Here is a 16389-nt window from a genome sequence, read left to right as displayed (position 1 = left end):
CTCCTCGGGCCAGGGTATCGGCGGCGGGGGCGGGCGTACGCCGCCTCGGTCCGGGCGCGTGGCTCGCAGTCAGTCGGGAAGGGTCGGCATCGCGAAGCCCTCACCGCGTCTCACCAGCGAGCCCCGCAGGACCGCGGCCGAACCGAACCTCTCGCGTACATCGTCGAGGGCCAGGTCGAGCGTCGCCGTGTCCGGCTCACCGAACGGGAGCTCGAGCTGGACGCCGGCCTGGGGGTCGAAGCCGCTCACGCTCACGCCGACGAGGGTGCACCCGCGGTCGCGGATCATCGGCTCGGCGACGTCCAGCAGCGAACGGGCGACGAGCAGGAGGCGTTCGGTGCGCGCGGTCGGCCGCGGCAGGGTGTGCGAGCGTGTGGCGCGCTCGAAGTCGTCGAAGCGGAGCCGCAGCGTGATCGTGCGGCCTTCACGCTCGGCCTTGCGCATCCGGCGAGCCACCCGGTCCACGAGCCCGGCGAGCGCCGAGTCGATCTCCTCCATCGTCTTGTGCCGTCGCCCCAGCGCGCGCTGCGCCCCGACGGAGCGCCGCCGCGTGCCGGTCTGGACCGGACGCGGGTCACGCCCGTTGGCGAGCGCGTGCAGGTGATAGGCGGCGGCGCGACCGACGTACGCCGAGAGTGCGTGCGGCGGCACCACAGCAAGGTCGCCGATGTGCTCGATGCCCCGTGCCCGCAGCTTGGTCGCGGTCTTGACTCCGACGCCCCACATCCGCTCGACGGGGAGCGGGTGGAGGAACGCTCGCTCGCCGTCGACCGGCACCACGAGGAGTCCGTCGGGCTTCGCGTACGCGCTGGCGACCTTGGCCAGGAACTTCGTGCGGGCGACCCCGACCGTGATCGGGAGCCCGACCTCGTCTCGCACCCGTTCACGCAGCCGAGCCCCGATCGACTCCGGCGAGCCGACGAGGCGCGCGAGTCCGCCGACCTCGAGGAACGCCTCGTCGATCGAGATCGGGTCGACGAGCGGCGTGGTGTCGCGGAAGACCTCGAAGACCGCCTTGCTCGCCGCCGAGTACGCCTCGAAGCGCGGCGATGCGACGACCGCCCCGGGACACAGGGACTTGGCCTCGACGATCCCCATCGGGGTCCGGACTCCGTACGCCTTGGCCTCGTAGCTCGCGGCGACGACGACCCCGCCGCCGACCAGGACGGGCCGTCCACGCAGCGAGGGGTCGTCGCGCTGCTCGACCGACGCGAAGAACGAGTCGAGGTCGGCGTGCAAGATCGTCGCCTCGCCGTTCATCGCCCGCACCCTTCGCCGAACCGCGTGCCGTTCGCTCGAACAGCCATCGAACACATGTTCGCATATTCAGGACGGCTCTCGGAACAATCTCAGGGACCATTCACCTCGCGTACACCCGCGTCTCGCCGCGCCTCCACCACCGCTGGCGACGCTCGAAGCATGAACGATCAGCTCACCACGATGCGCCGACCACGAGTCGTCGCGCACCGGGGCGCGAACGACGTGGCGCCGGAGAACACGCTCGCCGCTGTCCGAGCAGCGGTCACGATCGGGGTCGACGCGGTCGAGGTCGACGTCCAGTGCACCCGCGACGGCGTCCCGGTCGTGCTCCACGACGCGACCCTCGCGCGTACGACGGACATCGCGCGGCGGTACCCGCACCGTGCGCACGACCCGGTGTCCACCTTCACCTACGCCGAGATCCGGCAGCTCGACGCCGGCTCGTGGCGGGACGACGCCTTCGCGGGCGAGCCCGTGCCGACGCTCGAGCAGGTGCTCGACGCCCTCCGCGCGACCGGCGTGGGCCTGCTCCTCGAGATCAAGCACCCGGAGACGCAGCCACGCCTGGTGGACGCCGTCGCTGACGTGCTGGCGTGCTTCTCGCCAGGCGTCGCCGTCACGGCCCAGAGCTTCGATGCGGCATCGCTGCACGCGTTCGGCCGGCTCCTCCCCGAGGTTCCGCGGGGGCTCCTCGTCCACCACGCGCCGCGCCAGCCCGTGCTCGAGGCGTGGGTGTCGGCGGTCAACCCCTGGTACGGGACAGTGAGCTCGAGCTATGTGCGGCGCGCCCAGCTCGTCGGGCTCGAGACCTACGTGTGGACGGCGAACGCCCGCGCGGCGATCCTCAGGGCGGCCGACGCCGGCGTCGAGGGCATCATCACCGACCGGCCGCAGCGGGCGCTCGACCTCCTGCGCGCCACGCGCCGGAAGACCAGCATCCGATGACCGCCGTCCAGCTCACACCCCGGCACCGAGGCCAGCGTCCCGTGCTGTGGCTACTGCTCCGGCGCGGTCTCGCACGGCAAGTTTCGTCAGCAGGTTCGAGACGTGGTTCCGGACCGTCTTCTCACTGAGCGTGAGCGTCCGGGCGATCGCCGCGTTGCCCATGCCGCGCGCCACCAGGTCGAGCACCTCGAGCTCGCGGTCGGTGAGCTCGGGGAACGGACGCGGCCCACTCGTGGCGGCGCCCGAGGGCGGTGACGCGACGTACGACAGGGCACGGTCCGCGACACCCTGGCCGACGACCAGGTCACCGACGGCGACACCGCGGATCGCTCGCTCCAACCGGTCCGGCGCCGACGACTTGAGCAGGTAGCCGCGCGCACCGGCTCGCATCGCTGCGAGGACCGACACGTCGTCCTCGTGCATCGTCACGACCAGCACCTTCAGGCCCGGATGCGCGGAGACGAGCTCGCGGGTCAGGACCACCCCGGACTCTCCGGCGAGGTCGAGGTCCATGAGGACCACGTCCACGGACCCGTCGATCTGAGCTCGGGCCTGGTCGGGGCCGTCGGCCTGCCCGACCAGCTCGATCCCGTCGAGCGAGCTCAGCAGCCCGGCGATCCCCAGCCGGAACACCGGGTGGTCGTCGACGACCACGACACGGATCGCGTCGGTCACGAGACCCCCTCCGGGGTCTCCGCGCGCTGCTGCTGTGGCGGCGCCTGTGGCTGTGGCTGCCCGGACGCCAGCGGGTCGGCGGTGCGAGAGACGAGCGGGAGCGTAGCCTCCACGCGGGTGCCGCGAGCGCCGTACCCGGACATCACGACCTGACCGCCGAGCTCGCTCGCGCGCTCCATCATGGCCCGCAGGCCGACTCCCTCGCGTGCGTGGCGCGCGATGCCGCGGCCGTCGTCGGTGCAGACGACGCGCAGGGTGCCCTCGTCCGCGCTCACCACGATCGTGCACGCGTCGGCGCCGCTGTGCTTCGCGGCATTCGTGACCGCCTCGCTCGCGATCGCGTACGCAGCAGACGCCACCGGCATCTCGAGACGTGGCAGCGAGCCGCACCTCAAGGTGACGTCCATGCCGTTCTGCTGCCACCGCGCCGCCATCTCCTGCAGGGCCGGGCCGAGGCCGAGCTGCTCGATGGCCGGTGGGAGCAGGCTGTGCGAGAGGACGCGGACGTCCTCGATGCGCTGGTCCAGCTCGCTCGACAGGCTGACCAGCAGCGACTCGGCAAGGTCGGGGTCGGTGCGCAGCGCGTTGCGGACCCCCTGGATCCCGAGCCGCAGCCCGGCCAGCCACGGGCCGAGGCCGTCGTGCAGCTCGCGCCGGATGACCTTGCGCTCCTGCAGCCGCGCCGTCGTCAGCCGCTCGCGCGCCGCATCGGCCTCCCGCAGCGCGAGCGTGAGGGCGAGCCCTGCGGCGAGCAGGTCACCGAGCTCCTCGACCGCCTTCACGGTCCGCGTGCCGAGCCACTCGCCGGGCGGCACGGTCACGACGAGGCGGCCGGTCTCCTGGCCGCGGTGCACCACCGGGAGGTCGAGGGAGTTCGTGGACGGGACGCCGTACGACGCGACGTCGACGTCACCCACGCGCAGCGTCACCGACTGCAGCCGCAGCGAGCTCGCGACCTGTGCGACGAGGACGTCGAGGAGCTCGCGCTCGTCCTCCGAGGCGAACCCGGCGCCGAGCCTCGTCACGGCGCGGTGCGGCTGGAGCGCGTCGCCGTAGACCAGCGCACTGACGCGGCTCCCCGCCCACTGGCGCAGGAACGGGGCTGCGAGCACGACGACCACGGCGGCGGCGACCTGGCTCGCCTGCTCGTCTCCGACCGCCTGCTGCACGCCGAGGACGGCGACCGCGTAGGCGCCGACGAGGAGGAAGACCAGGATGCCGGCGACGAGTGCACGGCTCACGGCAAGATCGATGCCCCACAGCTGCTGCCGCAGGACCACCACGAGGATCGCGCCCGAGAACAGCACCTGGCAGACGAGGTGGGTCACGGCCATCGTCCACGGCGGGATCGCGTACCAGAGGAGCGGCACGAACGAGAGCGACATCGCCGTCACGCCGAGCGTGAGCCACCCGAGGGCGACGCGGTCTCGCTCGGCCGACTCGTGGCGAGCGCGCCAGGCGACGGCCACGGCGGTGAGCAGGCCGACGCCGATCGCGAGCGCCAGCAGCCCTCGCGGGTCCGACATCGGGAAGAGAAGGCGCTGGCCGGTCAGGGCCAGCGTGGTGATCACGCCGAGCGTGAGCCCAGTACGCGCCCACGGCCCGAGCGCACGATCGCGCAGGAGCCACGGGACGACGACGAACAACGCGATCGTGCCGGGGACCCACGCCCAGCTGAACCAGGCCTCGACCGAGGGGAGCGGCGGCCATCCCCAGACCGCGACCGCGCCCCGGTACGCGCCGCCGAAGGCCGCCATGCCGCCGCCGATCGCCGCCACGGCGAGCAGCCACGCGACCGGGTGGCGGCGCCGGGCCAGCAGTGCACCGGTCACCGCGCCGTACACGAGCGCGACGCTCGCGTCGACGAAGAGGAAGAGTGCGTCCGGGCCGATCGTCGGCGTCGTCATCAGGTAGACGAGCGACGCGCCGAGCCCGAGCACCCATGCCACGAGGGCCACCGCGCGAGCTGTGCGCGGGGCCCCCTCGGCAAGAGTCACGGCGGAGTCCGACAAGGAGTCGGCGGGCGCCGCAGGATCGCTCATGATCCTCCGACGATAAGGGAACGAGCCCGCCCCCGTTGCTGCTTTCATCGGGCTCGTTCCCTCTGCCTGGCCGAACGGTTCCCCCGATCCGGCGGCCAGGCTCCCGCGCGACCCTGTCGTCCGCGTCATGCTGCGGCGTTCCGGTACGCCTTGTCGCCGACCGCGAACCCGATCGCGGTGACCAGCAGCCAGATCGGGCCGACGAAGCCGGCCATGTACTGCAGCGGCGAGATCCCGACGAGCAGCGTCAGGCCGCCCAGGGTCGCACCGACGATGCCGATCCAGCGCGGCGCGGCGTGGTGCTTGAGCGCCGCGACGGCGATCGCCACACCGGCGAGACCGGCGCCGACCCACAGCCACGGGATCGTCGCGATCCAGTGGTTGTAGAACGCGATCGTCTCAGGGACGTCCTTCTCCACGACCTCCGCAGCGAAGAGGAACTCGGTGTCCAGGCCGGACCCGATCAGGTTCGCGACCGCCGTCAGACCGATCCCGCTCGCGGCCACGCCGCCGATCAGGCTCCCGGACGGCAGTGCGCCCCCCAGGCGCCGCGCCAGGCCGAGCCCGAAGATGACGAGCCCCACCATGCCGGTGAGCATCGCCACGTGCATGACGATGAGCTGCCCCTTCGCGTCGGAGAGGCGGTTCGCGATCGCCGTCGGGTCGGAGTAGTCGAGGTCCGGGTCCCACAGGCCCATCGACACGACGATCGTCACCAGGCCGAGGACGGCGGCGGCGATGCCGCAGACGGCCCACGAGCGCGTACGGGTCGGCAGCGCGGGCTGCGCGGTGCCGGGCGGGTCGGCGAGGAAGACCTCGCCCATCGATGTCGGATCCTTCATGACAGTGCCTTTCTGGTCGTTGCTGACCAGAGAACTGTCGCGGTCCCGATGTCCCGGCTCCCAGGGCTCCCGGTCCCGACCTCCCGGGACGTTTCTCGCAGGAGCGACGGCCGCCGTCAGGAGTCGGGGAGCTCCTTGCGCTGCTGCTTGCGCGCCCTCCGCTCGATCTTGTCGCGCTCCTTGGCGACGTACTTCTCGCGGCTCGCCGACTTCTCGATGGCGTCGGCGAACGCGACGACGCCGACGATGATCGGCCACGGGAAGTGCGGGTCGAAGCCACCTCCGGCGAGGGAGATCGCCAGCCAGATGCCGGTGCAGATCAACGTGATCGTGAGGGCCTCGACCCACGCGTCGCGTCGCTTGCGCTCGTACGCCTTGACCGCCTCGCGCTCGAGGTCGGGCGACGTCCGCCGTAACGGCGGCGCCGCAGCTCCGGTCGCCGGCACGAGGTCGTCCATCAGCGGCAGCATGTCGCCGAAGGTCCTCAGGCGCTCGGCGGTCTCGGACCGCTCGTCGTACTCCTCGCGGCTCAGGCGGCCGTCCGCGAACGCCTCACCGAGGACGTCCGCGAGCACGGCCCGGTCGGCATCCCCCGCGCGCAGCCCCGACACCTCGGGGTCACGCGGGTCACGGGTGAAGCGGCTCCAGGGTCCGCCGCTCGGAAGGATCTCGCTCACCCGACCGATGGTTCCACATCAGGGGCCGACGGCGGGTTCCGCTGGCTGGAGGGGCAGGACGAACCGGTACGCGTCGAAGGCAGGGCCGTCGTCACCGAACCACCGTGCCTCGTACGAGCCCAACGGCGTCCAGCCCCGGGCGGCATAGAGCGCGCGGGCTGCGACGCTGTGGCCCACGGCCTCCAGCGCGAGCGAGCGGCCTGCACCACGGGCGTACGCCTCGACCGTGTCCAGCAGCGCACGCGCGGCGCCCGACCCCCGCGCAGCGGGCGCCACGAAGAACCGTGAGAGCGTGAGCGCCTCCGCCGGATCGACTCCCAGCGCGGTGGCCGAGACCGGGTCGGCACCGTGCTGCAGCGCGACCTGGCCGACCACCACACCGTCGCGCTCGGCGACCCACGCGGGACCGTCGGGCTCGGTCAGCCACCCGGCCCGGACGTTGGACCGCATGATCGGATAACGGTCGCGCTCGTGGACCTGCGCGAGGACCTCCACCAGCGCAGGAAGGTCCTCGTCGGCACGCGGGCGTACGACAGCCAGCTCTCCCGTCGTCACGTCAGCGGGCGGCACTGCGTCACCGAGAGGCAATCAGCTCGGCGATCTGGATCGTGTTGAGCGCCGCGCCCTTGCGCAGGTTGTCGTTGCTGATGAACAGCACGAGCCCGCGGTCGCCGTCGACGCTCGCGTCCTGACGGATGCGACCGACCAGGCTCGGGTCGGCGCCGGCCGCCTGGAGCGGGGTCGGCACGTCGACGAGCTGCACGCCCGGCGCGTCGGCGAGGATGGCGCGGGCACGGTCCGGTGTGAGGGCCTCGGCGAATTCGACGTTCAGCGACAGCGAGTGACCGGTGAAGACCGGCACGCGGACGCAGGTGCCGGCGACCCTCAGATCCGGGATGCCGAGGATCTTGCGGGACTCGTTGCGGAGCTTCTGCTCCTCGTCGGTCTCCTCGGTGCCGTCGTCGACGATCGAGCCGGCCAGCGGGATCACGTCGAACGCGATCGGCGCGACGTACTTCTGCGGGTCGGGGAAGTCCACGGCCGAGCCGTCGTACGTCAGTCCGCGGGCGCCGGAGACCGCCTTCTCGACCTGCGTGGCGAGCTCCTCGACGCCGTCGAGGCCGGAGCCGGAGACCGCCTGGTAGGTGCTGGCCACGAGACGGACCAGCCCGGCCGCGTCGTGGAGCGGCTTCAGCACCGGCATCGCGGCCATCGTGGTGCAGTTCGGGTTGGCGATGATGCCCTTGACGGCCTGGTCGATCGCCTCGGGGTTCACCTCGGACACGACCAGCGGGACCTCGGGGTCCTTGCGCCACGCCGACGAGTTGTCGATGACCGTCACGCCCGCCTCGGCGAACCGCAGCGCCTGGACCCGCGACATCGTCGCGCCGGCGGAGAACAGCGCCACGTCGAGCCCGGACGGATCCGCCGTCGCGGCGTCCTCGATCACGACGTCACGACCGTCGTACGACAGCGTCTTGCCGGCCGAGCGGGGCGAGGCGAAGAAACGGATCTCGTCGATCGGGAACGCGCGCTCCTGCAGCAGCGTGCGCATGACGCCACCGACCTGCCCGGTCGCTCCGACGACGCCGATCTTCAGCCCGTTGGCCATGGTGGTGCTCTCCTTGGTTGTTCTGGTGGTCTCGACCAGCGAGGGGGCGGCTTGCTCAGCGGCCGGAGCCGCCGTAGACGACGGCCTCCACCTCTCCTGCATCAAGATCGAACGCGCGGTGCGCGGCGCTCACTGCATCATCGATCTGCTGCTCGTTGACGACAACCGAGATTCTGATCTCGGAGGTCGAGATCATCTCGATGTTGACGCCCGCGTCCGCGATGGCCTTGAAGAACTTGGCCGAGATGCCGGGGTTGGTCCGCATGCCGGCACCGACCAGCGAGATCTTGCCGACCCCGTCGTCGTACTGGAGCTGGGCGTAGCCGACCTCGTCCTTGAGCCGCGCCAGCGACGTCATGGCGGTCTGGCCGTCGGCCCGCGGCAGCGTGAACGAGATGTCCGTGAGACCGGTCGCCGCCGCCGAGACGTTCTGGACGATCATGTCCAGGTTGATCTGGGCGTCTGCGAGCGTCTCGAAGATGCGGGCCGCCTCGCCGACCTTGTCGGGAACCCCGACCACGGTGATCTTGGCTTCGCTGCGATCGTGCGCAACGCCGGAGATGATCGCTTGCTCCATCACGGGGGCCTCCCCATCGCCTTCGTTCGTGAGAGTTGCGGACAGCATGTCGGACATCCGCTCCGCGCTGACCACCCACGTCCCCTCCTTGGAGGAGAACGACGAGCGGACGTGGATCGGCATGTCGTTGCGGCGCGCGTACTCGACGCACCGCAGGTGCAGGATCTTGGCGCCGTTGGCCGCCATCTCCAGGGTCTCCTCGTACGAGATGACAGGGATCTGGCGGGCGGCGGGGACGATGCGCGGGTCGGCGGTGAAGATGCCGTCGACATCGGTGTAGATCTCGCAGACGTCGGCCTCGAGGGCCGCGGCGAGCGCGACGGCGGTCGTGTCGGAGCCGCCGCGGCCGAGCGTGGTGATGTCCTTGCTGTCCTGGGAGACACCCTGGAAGCCGGCGACGATCGCGACCGCCCCGTCACCGATGGCGCGCGTGATGCGCCCCGGCGTGACGTCGATGATCTTGGCCCTGCCGTGCGCCGAGTCGGTGATCACGCCGGCCTGCGAGCCGGTGAACGACTGGGCCTGCTGGCCGAGGTTGCCGATCGCCATCGCGAGCAGCGCCATCGAGATGCGCTCTCCCGCGGTCAGCAGCATGTCGAGCTCGCGGCCGTCCGGCAGCGGCGACACGTCGTGGGCGAGGTCGAGGAGCTCGTCCGTCGTGTCACCCATGGCGGAGACGACCACGACGACGTCATGGCCGGCCTTCTTGGTGGCGACGATGCGCTGCGCGACGCGCTTGATGCTGGCTGCGTCGGACACCGACGAGCCGCCGTACTTCTGCACGACAATGCCCACGGACGTTCCTCGGATGGCTCGATGACTCTGGCAGGACGCCACGCTGCGCCCAGATCATTCTAACGGCGGGCTCCTTGCATCCCCGCGGCGTCTCGGGGTGCGGGCGTTGACCGACAGCGGCACCATGTGTGTCGTCACCCCGCGGCTCCCCCACCGCTCAAGCGAGAGGGACACCGATGTCATTCCGTCCTGCCGAGCACGAGGCGTACGACCGCGACCACGCGGCTGCCCGCGACGTGAGCGTCAACCCCATCTTCTCCCGTACCGGTGAGGCCACCTCGGTGCCGCGGTTCAAGATCCCGTCGGACCCGCTGCTGCCGGAGACGGCCTACCAGATCGTCCACGACGACGCGATGCTCGACGGCAACGCGCGGCTCAACCTCGCCACCTTCGTCGGCACGTGGATGGACGACCACGCGAACCGCCTCTACCTGGAGGCGGCCGACAAGAACATGGTCGACAAGGACGAGTACCCGGCGACCGCGGCCGTCGAGACCCGCTGCTGGACGATGCTCGCCGACCTGTGGAACGCGCCCGAGCCGCTGAACGCCATCGGCACGTCGACGATCGGCTCCTCCGAGGCGTGCATGCTCGGCGGCCTCGCACTCAAGCGCCGGTGGCAGCACGCACGCAAGGCAGCCGGGAAGTCCAGCGACCGACCGAACCTCGTCATGTCGAGCGCGGTCCAGGTGTGCTGGGAGAAGTTCTGCAACTACTTCGACGTCGAGGCGCGCTACGTCCCGATCAGCGACGACCACCGCTGCCTCGACGGCCACGACCTCGACAAGTACGTCGACGAGAACACGATCGGCGTCGTCGTGATCATGGGCGTCACGTACACGGGCGTGTACGAGCCGGTGACCGAGGTCGCCGCGGTGCTCGACCAGATCCAGGCCGACACCGGCCTCGACATCCCCATCCACGTCGACGGCGCCTCCGGAGCGATGATCGCGCCGTTCGTGCAGCCCGACCTCGCCTGGGACTTCCGGGTCGACCGGGTCGCGTCGATCAACACGTCCGGTCACAAGTACGGCCTGGTCTACCCGGGCGTCGGGTGGATCGTCTGGCGGGACACCGCGGCGCTGCCGGAGGACCTGGTGTTCCGGGTGAGCTATCTCGGCGGCGACATGCCGACGCTCGCGATCAACTTCTCGCGACCGGGCGCACAGGTTCTTCTGCAGTACTACCTGTTCCTGCGGCTCGGGTGGGAGGGCTACCGCGCCGTCCAGCAGACCTGCTCGGACGTCGCGCAGTACCTCTCGGCCGAGATCGCGAAGTTCGACGCCTTCGACCTGTGGAACGACGGCAGCGACATCCCGGTGTTCGCGTGGCGGCTCAAGGAGGGGCACACCGAGAACTGGAACCTCTACCACCTGTCCGACCGTCTGCGGATGAAGGGCTGGCTGGTCCCGGCGTATCCGATGCCGGCCGACCTCGTCGACGTGACGGTGCAGCGCATCGTCGTGCGCAACGGGCTCAGCCACTCGCTGGCGGCCCACCTGCTCGAGGACATCAAGACTGAGGTCGAGTATCTCGACGGACTTGAGTCGCCGATGCCGACCAGTGGCCAGCACCCGACGTTCCACCACTGAGGCGTGCTGCAGAAACCACGATGGAAGAGGTCCACGACCTCTTCCACTCCCAACATATAGCGCACCCCGGGGCTTGTTTCAAGGCCCTGGGTACGGCGCACAATCGACCCCGTGACCAGCGCATTCGCCCTTCCCGCGGACCTCTCTCACAAGGCCGACCCGATCCAGGTCGGCGACGACGAACAGCACTTCGCAGCCATCGCGGCGACGCTCGAACAGTCGATCCGGGAGCTCGCCGAACGCCTCGACGAGACCCTCAAGGCGCCGGGCGGCCAGGGTCAGGCCGCGATGGACAGGGACCTCGAGGTCCATCGACTGACCGCCCGCCTCCGGCTGCTGCGCCGCTTCGGCCTGGATCTGTGCCTCGGCCGCATGGTCGGCGCGGACGACGGCGAAGCCCTGTACGTCGGACGGCTCGGCCTGACCGACGACGACGGCCGTCGCCTGCTGCTGGACTGGCGGTCGCCCGCCGCGGAGCCGTTCTTCGGCGCGACCCACGCCACCCCGATGGGGCTGGCGAGCCGCCGGCGCTACCGCTGGACCCGCGGCCTGATCACCGACTACTGGGACGAGGTGTTCACCCCCGACGGGCTCGCGGGCAACGCCGCGCTCGACGACCAGTCGGCGTTCATCGCCAGCCTCGACAGCGCCCGGTCACCGCGCATGCGCGACGTCCTCGGCACGATCCAGGCCGACCAGGACGCCATCATCCGCGCGGGGTCGCGCGGCGCCCTCGTCGTCGACGGCGGCCCCGGCACGGGCAAGACGGTCGTGGCCCTGCACCGGACCGCGTACCTGCTCTACTCCGATCCGCGCCTCGGCCACCGCAAGGGCGGCGTCCTGTTCGTCGGCCCCCACCAGCCGTACCTCGCGTACGTCGGCGACGTCCTCCCCAGCCTCGGCGAGGAGGGTGTGCAGACGTGCACCCTGCGAGACCTCGTCCCCGAGGGCGCGGCAGCCCTCCCCGAACCCGACCCCGAGGTCGCGCGCCTGAAGGCGACCGCGGACATGGTGCGGGCGATCGAACCGGCCGTCCGGCTGTACGAGGAAGCGCCCACGCAGGGGATGACGGTCGAGACCCACTGGTCCGACGTCTGGCTCAGTGCCGCGGACTGGGCCGAGGCCTTCGAGTCGCCCGACCCCGGCACCCCGCACAACGAGGCCCGGGACGAGGTCTGGGAGGCGTTGCTCGAGATCCTCATCGACAAGCACGACACGGAGGAGGTGCCCCCCGAGATGCTGCGGAGGTCATTGCTGCAGAACGCGGAGCTGGTCGACGCCTTCGCCCGCGCGTGGCCGTTGATCGACGCGGTCGACCTCGTCGGAGACCTGTGGACAGTCCCGGCCTACCTGCGCATGTGCGCGCCGTGGCTGCAGCCCGACGAGGTCCGCCTGCTGCAGCGCAGCCGGCCCGACGCGTGGACGGTGTCCGACCTGCCGCTCCTCGACGCGGCGCGGCAGCGGCTCGGCGACCCGGAGGCGGCGCGACGCAAGCGCCGGCTCCAGGCGACCGTCGCGGCGGAGCGAGCCCGCATGGCCGACGTCGTCGACGACCTCATCCGGTCCGTCCCCGACATCATGGGGTCGGACCCCGAGGGCGAGGGCCTGGTGACGATGCTGCGGGTCGAGGACTTCCGCGACGCGCTCGTCGACGACGCCGCCCTGCCCACCGTCGATCCCGACCTGCTCGCCGGTCCGTTCGCGCACGTGGTCGTCGACGAGGCCCAGGAGCTGACCGACGCGGAGTGGCAGATGCTGCTGCTCCGCTGCCCGTCCCGCAGCTTCACGATCGTCGGCGACCGCGCCCAGGCCCGGCACGGGTTCACCGAGTCGTGGGAGGAGCGACTGGGGCGGGTCGGCCTCGACCGCATCGAGCTCGCGCCGCTGACCATCAACTACCGGACGCCGGAGGAGGTGATGGTCGAGGCGGAGAAGGTCATCCGGGCGGTGTTCCCCGACGCGAACGTCCCGACGTCCATCCGTGCCAGCGGCGTCCCGGTCACGCACGGCCCGGTGTCGAGCCTGGCCACCGTGCTCGACGACTGGCTGGCCGACCACCCGGAGGGCACCGCCTGCGTGATCGCTGCCGACGACGCCGGCGCCGAGGCGTACGCATCGAGCCCTCGCGTGAGCCTGCTGACCCCGGAGCTGTCGAAGGGGCTCGAGTTCGACCTGGTCGTGCTCGTCGACCCGGAGGGGTTCGGCGACGGCGTCGAGGGGGCCGTCGACCGCTACGTCGCGATGACCCGTGCGACGCAACGGCTCGCCGTGCTCACGACCTCCTGACACCGTCCGGATGTCGCCACTGCCTCGGCCCGCAATCGGCTGGACTCCCCCGTACGGCGAGCGCACGCTGAGAGGTGCCCCCGCCGTACGATCCAAGGAGGCACCGATGCTCGACGGCACTGCATACACGGCCATGGTCCCCGTCCGCGACGTCGCCCGCGCGCGACGGTTCTACGAGGACACGCTGGGCCTGAAGGGCAAGGGAGACACGATCGACGGCGGCTACGCGTTCGAGACCGCCGACGGCCACGCCCTCGCCCTCCTGCCCGATCCGGACGGCGAGCCGACCGGGCGTACGACGATCAGCTTCGAGGTGCCCGACGTCGCGGCGGAGGTCGTCGCGCTCGCAGAGGCGGGCGTGGCCTTCGCGGACTACGACACTCCGGAGCTCAAGACCGAGAACCACATCGCGACGTTCGACGGCGAGCAGGCAGCCTGGTTCGCCGACACCGAGGGCAACGTCCTCTGCATCCACGCGGTCACGGGCTAGCGCGCTCTTCGGCCCGCGCGATGAGGGCGGCGATGCCGTCCAGGAGGAGGTCCAGCCCGAGCTCGAAGCTCGCCTGCCCCATCGCTTCGTACCCCGGCTCGCCGACGGCCGGCACCGACGGCATGCTCGCCGCGAGGCGCGCGAGGTTCGGATAGACGGCGGGGTCGGCCAGGACGCCGATCATGGTCTCGAAGGCGACGACCGGCTTGCCCTCGGCGCGACGTCGCGCCGCGGCGGCGGCCTCCTCGGACGCCATCCGGCCCTCCGCGAGCGTGTAGGCGCTGATCGCCCCGATCGCCTGGAGCTTCTCCTCGTCACGCAGCGGTGTGTCGGCGAGTGCGTCCAACCCGCGCTCGATCCACGCGAACGCGCTCGGCCCCATCGGAGGGTTGCTCATCGGCAGCTGGGTGAGCCACGGGTGCTCGGTGAGCATGTCCTGTTGCAGGACTGCCCACGAGCGCATCCGGTCGCGCCAGCCGTCGCCGGTGATCTCCACCCCGTGCGCGGTGGAGGCGCTCTCGTTCCACATCAGGGCGAGCAGCTGGTCCTTGTTGGCGACGTGTCGGTAGAGCGCCATCGTCGAGAAGCCGAGCTGCTTGGCGACGCGCGCCATGGAGACCGCGTCGATGCCCTCGGCGTCGGCGATCTCGACGGCCGCCGCCACGATCGCGTGGACGTCGAGCTCGGGTCGCGGCCCGCGTCGGGCGCCGCTGCGGCGTCCCCACAGCAGGGCGAGCTCATCCGGTAGCGGGGTCTCGCTGTCGGTCATCCCACCTCCTCGTCCTGCCCTTGTCGGTGGGGCCACGATAGAGCCTTGCGCGGTACTGCGTATGCCGTATACGGTTTAGCGTATGGCATACACAGTCGAGGTCGCTGACCTCACCAAGAGCTACGGCGCGACGGAGGTCCTCCGCGGGGTCGACCTCACGATCCCGGCCGGCACGGTTCACGGCATGCTGGGCGCGAACGGCGCCGGCAAGACCACGCTGGTCCGCATCCTCGCGACCCTGATCGGGTACGACGGCGGCACGGCACGCGTCGCCGGCCACGACGTCGCTCGCGACGCCCGCGCGGTCCGGGGCGCCGTCAGCCTCACGGGGCAGTACGCCGCGGTCGACGAGGTGCTCACGACCCGCGAGAACCTCACGATGGTCGCGCGGCTGCGGCGACTGTCCGGCGCCGCGAGCGCGGCCCGCACCGACGAGCTGATCAGCCGGTTCGACCTCGGCGCGATCGCCGATCGGCGCGCCACGACGTACTCCGGGGGCCAGCGCCGACGCCTCGACCTCGCGATGAGCATGGTCGTCCCGCCGACGCTCCTGTTCCTCGACGAGCCGACCACCGGCCTCGACCCGCGCAGCCGTGACCAGGTGTGGGCGACCGTGCGCGAGCTCGCCGACACCGGCGTCACGGTGCTGCTGACGACTCAGTACCTCGAGGAGGCCGACCAGCTCGCCGACCGCATCTCCGTCCTCGACGGCGGGCGCATCGTCGCCGAAGGCACGCCCGAGGAGCTCAAGACGCAGGTCGCCGGTGAGGTCGTACGCCTCACGTACGGCGACACCGCCGCGTACGAGGCCGCGCTCGCCACCCTGCGTACGCCCGAGGTGACCGCCGACCGTGTCCTCCTCACCGTCGACGTCCCCACCGACGGCTCACCCGAGTCCCTGCGCCGGCTGCTCGACTCTCTCGCCGTCGCCGGCGCCTCGCCCCGCCGCGTCGGCATGCATGCCCCCAGCCTCGACGACGTCTTCCTCACCCTCACCAACCCGAAGCAGGAGGCGCTCCGATGAGCACCGCGACCACCATCTCCGACGCCGTCCTCGACTCCCGTGTGATGATCCGCCGCGGGCTGATCCGCTCCGCGCGCGACCCCGAGGCGTTCTTCACGGCACTCGCCCTGCCCGTGGCGCTGATGCTGCTGTTCGTCTACGTGTTCGGCGGTGCGATGTCGACCGGCGGCGAGTACGTCGACTACGTGGTACCCGGCATCATCCTGCTGTGCGCCGGCTTCGGTGCCGGGACGACGGCCGTCGCGGTCGCGGACGACATGACCAACGGGATCGTCGACCGGTTCCGTTCGATGCCGATCGCCGCCGGGTCGGTGATCGTCGGCCACGTCGTCGCCAGCGTCGCGCGCAACGCGATCGCGACCGCGCTCGTCATCGGCGTCGCGCTCCTCATCGGATGGCGACCCGACGCGGGCGTGGCCGAGTGGGCCGCCGCGATCGGGCTCCTCGCACTGTTCGTCCTGGCGATCTCGTGGCTCGCCGCGACGGTCGGGCTGCTCGCGCGGTCCAAGGACGCCGCCAACGCGTTCACGATGGTGCTGGCGTTCCTCCCGTACGTGAGCACCGCGTTCGTCCCCGCTCACACGCTCCCGACCGCGCTGCGCGGGTTCGCCGAGCACCAGCCGATGACGCCGGTCATCGAGACGCTGCGCGGACTGTGGATGGGGACGAGCACGACGGGGCAGCCGCTCGCCGACCAGGCGTGGTGGGCGCTCGGCTGGTGCGCGCTGATCCTGGTCGTCTCGGCGGTGGCGTCGGCGCGGCTGTTCCGGCGCCGTACGACCTGACGGTCGCTCGGCGACGTT

At 71.3% G+C, this 16389-nt stretch carries 15 protein-coding genes; 6 read left to right on the top strand and 9 right to left on the bottom strand.

Translation table 11 applies throughout. The features are described from left to right. Positions 1 to 69 precede the first annotated feature (69 nt). Positions 70 to 1260, bottom strand: coding sequence for a DNA polymerase IV (gene dinB, locus GH747_RS04250; protein WP_149768272.1), 1191 nt, complete (start codon positions 1258 to 1260; stop codon positions 70 to 72). Positions 1261 to 1419: 159 nt separating this feature from the next. Between dinB and GH747_RS04245 the strand changes: the two genes are divergently transcribed. Continuing rightward, positions 1420 to 2205 (top strand): glycerophosphodiester phosphodiesterase, encoded by a 786-nt coding sequence (locus tag GH747_RS04245; RefSeq protein ID WP_163695287.1) that lies wholly within the window; start codon positions 1420 to 1422, stop codon positions 2203 to 2205. Between the two features lie 12 nt (positions 2206 to 2217). Here GH747_RS04245 and GH747_RS04240 read toward each other — a convergent pair whose 3' ends face one another. The 7 genes from GH747_RS04240 to GH747_RS04210 form a co-directional block, all read right to left on the bottom strand. Then, positions 2218 to 2880 carry a response regulator transcription factor gene (locus GH747_RS04240; protein WP_149768270.1) on the bottom strand — a complete coding sequence of 221 codons (663 nt, stop codon included), beginning with the start codon at positions 2878 to 2880 and terminating at the stop codon, positions 2218 to 2220. Continuing rightward, positions 2877 to 4922 carry a sensor histidine kinase gene (locus tag GH747_RS04235; protein WP_149768269.1) on the bottom strand — a complete coding sequence of 682 codons (2046 nt, stop codon included), beginning with the start codon at positions 4920 to 4922 and terminating at the stop codon, positions 2877 to 2879. Before GH747_RS04235 ends, GH747_RS04240 begins: the two co-directional genes overlap by 4 nt. A 125-nt stretch (positions 4923 to 5047) precedes the next feature. Continuing rightward, entirely contained in the window at positions 5048 to 5764 is a 717-nt protein-coding gene (locus GH747_RS04230; RefSeq protein WP_205602752.1) for a hypothetical protein, read from the bottom strand. Between the two features lie 116 nt (positions 5765 to 5880). After that, on the bottom strand, positions 5881 to 6441 hold the full coding sequence (locus tag GH747_RS04225; RefSeq protein ID WP_163695286.1) for a DUF1707 SHOCT-like domain-containing protein: 561 nt from the start codon (positions 6439 to 6441) through the stop codon (positions 5881 to 5883). A gap of 18 nt (positions 6442 to 6459) precedes the next feature. After that, positions 6460 to 7011, bottom strand: a complete 552-nt coding sequence (locus GH747_RS04220) for a GNAT family N-acetyltransferase (protein ID WP_163695284.1) — start codon at positions 7009 to 7011, stop codon at positions 6460 to 6462. Positions 7012 to 7015: 4 nt separating this feature from the next. Then, positions 7016 to 8053 (bottom strand): aspartate-semialdehyde dehydrogenase, encoded by a 1038-nt coding sequence (locus tag GH747_RS04215; RefSeq protein WP_149768266.1) that lies wholly within the window; start codon positions 8051 to 8053, stop codon positions 7016 to 7018. Between the two features lie 55 nt (positions 8054 to 8108). Beyond that, entirely contained in the window at positions 8109 to 9425 is a 1317-nt protein-coding gene (locus GH747_RS04210; RefSeq protein WP_149768265.1) for an aspartate kinase, read from the bottom strand. A 176-nt stretch (positions 9426 to 9601) separates the two neighbouring features. Here GH747_RS04210 and gad point away from each other — a divergent pair, with 176 nt between their 5' ends. The 3 genes from gad (at position 9602) to GH747_RS04195 (ending at position 13793) form a co-directional block, all read left to right on the top strand. Next, a complete protein-coding gene (gad, locus tag GH747_RS04205; RefSeq protein ID WP_149768264.1) occupies positions 9602 to 11017 on the top strand; it encodes a glutamate decarboxylase in 1416 nt (471 codons plus the stop codon). Between the two features lie 102 nt (positions 11018 to 11119). Beyond that, positions 11120 to 13303, top strand: a complete 2184-nt coding sequence (gene helR, locus GH747_RS04200; RefSeq protein ID WP_149768263.1) for an RNA polymerase recycling motor ATPase HelR — start codon at positions 11120 to 11122, stop codon at positions 13301 to 13303. A 106-nt stretch (positions 13304 to 13409) separates the two neighbouring features. Then, positions 13410 to 13793, top strand: a complete 384-nt coding sequence (locus GH747_RS04195; protein ID WP_149768262.1) for a VOC family protein — start codon at positions 13410 to 13412, stop codon at positions 13791 to 13793. Here the strand turns inward: GH747_RS04195 and GH747_RS04190 are convergent. Continuing rightward, positions 13783 to 14562 (bottom strand): TetR/AcrR family transcriptional regulator, encoded by a 780-nt coding sequence (locus GH747_RS04190; RefSeq protein ID WP_149768261.1) that lies wholly within the window; start codon positions 14560 to 14562, stop codon positions 13783 to 13785. The genes GH747_RS04195 and GH747_RS04190 overlap by 11 nt on opposite strands. 82 nt (positions 14563 to 14644) lie before the next feature. Between GH747_RS04190 and GH747_RS04185 the strand changes: the two genes are divergently transcribed. Together GH747_RS04185 and GH747_RS04180 are read left to right on the top strand one after the other, a co-directional pair. Continuing rightward, a complete protein-coding gene (locus tag GH747_RS04185; protein ID WP_149768260.1) occupies positions 14645 to 15586 on the top strand; it encodes an ATP-binding cassette domain-containing protein in 942 nt (313 codons plus the stop codon). Continuing rightward, positions 15583 to 16371: an ABC transporter permease gene (locus GH747_RS04180; protein WP_228552766.1), complete on the top strand. Its 789-nt coding sequence runs from the start codon at positions 15583 to 15585 to the stop codon at positions 16369 to 16371. Before GH747_RS04185 ends, GH747_RS04180 begins: the two co-directional genes overlap by 4 nt. The last annotated feature ends 18 nt before the right edge of the window (positions 16372 to 16389 follow it).

Origin of the sequence: Mumia xiangluensis (genome assembly GCF_010994095.1) — a bacterium.
Classification (GTDB): Bacteria; Actinomycetota; Actinomycetes; order Propionibacteriales; family Nocardioidaceae; genus Mumia; species Mumia xiangluensis.
The sequence above is the reverse complement of the archived record's forward strand: the minus strand, read 5'-3'. Positions and strand labels throughout refer to the sequence as shown.

What these genes read in the sequence shown, in the direction of transcription:
- GH747_RS04190 (WP_149768261.1), bottom strand. Translation starts at nt 14,562, where the DNA reads ATGACCGACAGCGAGACCCCGCTACCGGATGAGCTCGCCCTGCTGTGG.
- GH747_RS04235 (WP_149768269.1), bottom strand. Translation starts at nt 4,922, where the DNA reads ATGAGCGATCCTGCGGCGCCCGCCGACTCCTTGTCGGACTCCGCCGTG.
- dinB (WP_149768272.1), bottom strand. Translation starts at nt 1,260, where the DNA reads ATGAACGGCGAGGCGACGATCTTGCACGCCGACCTCGACTCGTTCTTC.
- GH747_RS04230 (WP_205602752.1), bottom strand. Translation starts at nt 5,764, where the DNA reads ATGAAGGATCCGACATCGATGGGCGAGGTCTTCCTCGCCGACCCGCCC.
- GH747_RS04245 (WP_163695287.1), top strand. Translation starts at nt 1,420, where the DNA reads ATGAACGATCAGCTCACCACGATGCGCCGACCACGAGTCGTCGCGCAC.
- gad (WP_149768264.1), top strand. Translation starts at nt 9,602, where the DNA reads ATGTCATTCCGTCCTGCCGAGCACGAGGCGTACGACCGCGACCACGCG.
- GH747_RS04180 (WP_228552766.1), top strand. Translation starts at nt 15,583, where the DNA reads ATGAGCACCGCGACCACCATCTCCGACGCCGTCCTCGACTCCCGTGTG.
- GH747_RS04195 (WP_149768262.1), top strand. Translation starts at nt 13,410, where the DNA reads ATGCTCGACGGCACTGCATACACGGCCATGGTCCCCGTCCGCGACGTC.
- GH747_RS04185 (WP_149768260.1), top strand. Translation starts at nt 14,645, where the DNA reads ATGGCATACACAGTCGAGGTCGCTGACCTCACCAAGAGCTACGGCGCG.
- GH747_RS04215 (WP_149768266.1), bottom strand. Translation starts at nt 8,053, where the DNA reads ATGGCCAACGGGCTGAAGATCGGCGTCGTCGGAGCGACCGGGCAGGTC.